Source organism: Corynebacterium macclintockiae (assembly GCF_027570165.1).
GTDB classification, from domain to species: domain Bacteria; phylum Actinomycetota; class Actinomycetes; order Mycobacteriales; family Mycobacteriaceae; genus Corynebacterium; species Corynebacterium macclintockiae.
Genome location: NZ_JAKMUV010000034.1, coordinates 1 through 484 on the forward strand (window position 1 = coordinate 1; position 484 = coordinate 484).

General features: G+C 61.2%; 1 protein-coding gene. It reads right to left on the reverse strand.

The window, feature by feature from the left end; all coding sequences use genetic code 11:
• Positions 1-484, reverse strand: a 484-nt coding sequence (locus L8U58_RS10155) for a hypothetical protein (protein ID WP_269955275.1), incomplete at both ends; no start/stop codon positions are given.

The window sequence follows — 484 nt, forward strand, 5'->3', positions numbered from 1 at the left end:
GCGACCAGTAGGGGCGTCATCGGTAGGCAAGCGCAGGGCTGAACCGTCGGTGGGGGTGGTGTGTTGGGTGATGGTGCTGCTGGTGATCTCACCGGCTGCGTTACGCCCGTAGCCGGTGGTGATGGTGCCAGCAACAGGTAGGGTGAGGTGTTCGCCGGTGACCATGCCCGTGGCGGAGAGATCGATAGTGTGGCGGGTTTCTTCGCCACTGGCCAGGCGGGTGGTTTCAGCGATGGCTCGGCCGTAGGTATCGCGGGTGTAGGTGATGGTGGCAGCCGGGTTAGTGATGCTGGTCAGGCGGCCGAAGGGATCGTAGTCAAACAGTGTGGTGCCGGACGCATCATCAATGCTGGTGGTCAGTCCCAACTGGTTACGAGTAGTGGTGGTTGTTCCCGCTGGTGTAGTCAACTCAGTGACGAGTCCGTCGGGGCTGGTGGTGTTGGTGGTGACGATGCCGTTGTAGTCGGTTTGTTGGGTGATGTCT